This is a genomic window from Desulfobacter sp., assembly GCF_050177295.1.
In genome coordinates this window covers 1-2,699 of the sequence record NZ_JBFXHE010000520.1, presented here as the reverse complement: position 1 = coordinate 2,699, position 2,699 = coordinate 1, and the positions used below count along the sequence as shown (strand labels likewise).

The window sequence follows — 2,699 nt, the reverse complement described above, 5'->3', positions numbered from 1 at the left end:
ATCCTGGAAATAAAAAAACTGTTCTGAGGCAGGGTCAGCGTGTATTATTAACCCAAACGCCACGCTTTATGAGGAAGACCAAATTTTTAGGAGATAACACATGAACATCAACGCCAGCATTATCGACCAGCGGGTAACCGGTATTGTTCAGGATCACCCGGAGTGGTTGCCGGAAGGCTCTGATATTAACAAGAAGAAGTCAGCGGCATTTGTGCTGTTGTGCATCTCAACTTGCCTTGAGACGCCTCTTGAAGATGCGGCGGAGTTGATTACCGAAGGCGGCAACGATGCGGGGGTTGATGGACTCCATGTTGGCGAGGTGGAGGACGGGGAGTTCCTGGTCACGGTCTTCCAGGGCAAATACAAGGTAAAGGATCTGGAAGGTGAGGCAAATTTCCCGGAAAACGGTGTCCAGAAAGCTGTTGATACCGTACAAGTACTTTTTGATCCCTATCGCAGGGTCGCGTTAAACAAAAAGATAGCACCAAAAATTGAGGAAATCCGTTCTCTTATCAGGGATGCCTACATTCCCAATGTACGTGTCATCTTATGCAACAATGGCGCCCAATGGACGGAACAGACCGGCCATTGGATAGATGAGGCGAAAAAGGATTACGGCGACAAAGTTGATTTTCTCCATTTCAATCACGACTCCATAGTCAACATCCTGCAAAGAAGCAAAAAGGTTGATACCACATTGACCTTGAATGGCCAGGCCATTGTCGAAGACATGAATTACATGCGCGTGTTGGTCGGACGTGTTTCAGTGCAAGAGATTCATAGACTGTTTAATGAGCATGGAGACAAGCTTCTGGAAAGAAATATTCGCCGCTACCTCGGCCTTCACACCAATCGCGTTAACACAGCGATTCATGAAACGCTGTGTGATCCACAACGATCGGATAAATTTTACTTCTACAACAACGGCATCACAGTGGTCTGTGATAAATTTGATTACAATGCTTTTCAAAAATCGGACTACAAAGTGCAGCTCAAAAATATGCAGGTGATCAATGGCGGTCAAACATGCAAAACGATTCAGGAAACCTTGAATGGTGTTCTGTCCGGCAGAGTGGGCGAATCAGCCTATGTCATGGTCCGCATTTATCAACTCGCCGAGACACATAAGGATTTTGTACAAGACATCACTTATGCGACCAATAGCCAGAATCCTGTCGATTTGCGGGATCTTCGTTCAAATGACGAGATTCAGAAACAACTTGAAATCGGTATTGCGGATCTTGGCTATACATACAAACGTCAGCGTGAAGAAGGCGGTGGCGGCTCAAGCGTCATAACCAGTTCCATTGTTGCGGAATCGGTTCTGGCAATCTGGAGAGAACGACCACATCAGGCAAAATTTCGGCGTAAAGAACACTTTGGGAAACTCTATGAAGATATCTTCAATGATTTGAATGCGGCTCAAGCCCTTCTGGCCGTTCTGATTTTTCGATCTGTGGAAAATGAAAGGAAACGCCCGACTTCTTCTACACCACCAGATTTCATGCCTTATGCATCGCATTACATTTCGATGTTGATTGGCAGAAAACTTATGGGTGACATGGGTGTATCCCCGAGAGAGGTTTCGCATCGCAACTTTCAGGAAATAGTTCAGAAATTCGAAGATGGCAAAGCGGAATATCACGCAAACGCCGTGAAAGACGTGATAGATGCTCTGAAAGCCTGTTACGGAAAAAGAGAAATATCTCTCCAACAACTTTCAGCGACCTTCAGGCGTGGAGACCTTCTTGAAATGCTTGGATCCTTATAGCTGCACCACATCCACAACCACCTGGAGACGGTGGTTGCCGCCGCCAAGCACCGAACCCCGGACCGGGGTGACATCCCCGTAATCCCGGCCCCATGCCAGGGTAATATGCTGATCATTGGGCATGACATCGTTGGTGATGCGGCTGTCCGCCACCTCAAGCACGGCCTGCAAAGGCAGACATATTCAGAATAATGTCGCTGAGCATTTCCAAAACTTCAGTGCTCTGATTTTTGGGATTAATCCGGACCAGCCCTTTTTCAATGCGCCCAAGAATATACCAGGAATCATCAAAGAGGCGGTCCCTTACCCGGTCTGCCACCTGGATGGCGTTCTTCAGACAAAAGGTTCCCACTATAATTTATTCTCCTCAAAGACACAAAAGCAAAAGACCGGTTTTACAGACAATCGCAGAAAACAGCACGGGCTGACCTGTTTTTCCACCGTGGCTCTATCCACAACGAAAATTGTAACTTCTGTGCAGATTATACAACTATTTCTTATATAACCCACATGGGCCGCAAGCCCACAACAAACAATGAAACTAAAGACTCCAACAATTCAGGGCTAAAATGGGCGCCGCAGGCGCTTCGCCCTCTTGTTTCTTGTATCTTGTCTCTAGTTTCATATAAAATGAAGAGAATCAATCAATGACGAAAAATCTTTTTAATTCGAACTTTGACAGGGTCAAATTACCTATAAAGCTTGACTTCCCATATTTTTCTCATATAATTCTGGAAAATAATCATGGGCTGAACTGACATATCAACTACCAGGCATAGCACACAAAAAAAGCTTTAAAGATCTGAGTAACTTACCCAGACTTTTTTATAAAATCATCATAATTAAGGCCATTAATACCCTTTTAAGGAGAATGCGATGAAAGAAATTCTAATAAAAACGGTTATGATCCCCTTACCCGACTATGTGA

3 protein-coding genes are annotated in these 2,699 nt (G+C 45.1%); 1 reads left to right on the top strand and 2 read right to left on the bottom strand.

Annotated features, from left to right (window positions below; all coding sequences use genetic code 11):
- The first annotated feature begins 100 nt into the window (after positions 1-100).
- Positions 101-1,771 carry an AIPR family protein gene (locus AB7U36_RS22020; protein ID WP_428161745.1) on the top strand — a complete coding sequence of 557 codons (1,671 nt, stop codon included), beginning with the start codon at positions 101-103 and terminating at the stop codon, positions 1,769-1,771.
- On the opposite strand, the gene AB7U36_RS22015 is transcribed toward AB7U36_RS22020, so the two are convergent.
- On the bottom strand, positions 1,766-1,933 hold the full coding sequence (locus tag AB7U36_RS22015) for a hypothetical protein (RefSeq protein WP_428161744.1): 168 nt from the start codon (positions 1,931-1,933) through the stop codon (positions 1,766-1,768). The two genes, AB7U36_RS22020 and AB7U36_RS22015, sit on opposite strands and share 6 nt — an antisense overlap.
- Positions 1,926-2,123 carry a hypothetical protein gene (locus tag AB7U36_RS22010; RefSeq protein ID WP_428161743.1) on the bottom strand — a complete coding sequence of 66 codons (198 nt, stop codon included), beginning with the start codon at positions 2,121-2,123 and terminating at the stop codon, positions 1,926-1,928. The genes AB7U36_RS22015 and AB7U36_RS22010 overlap by 8 nt, the downstream gene beginning before the upstream one ends.
- Between the last annotated feature and the right edge of the window lie 576 nt (positions 2,124-2,699).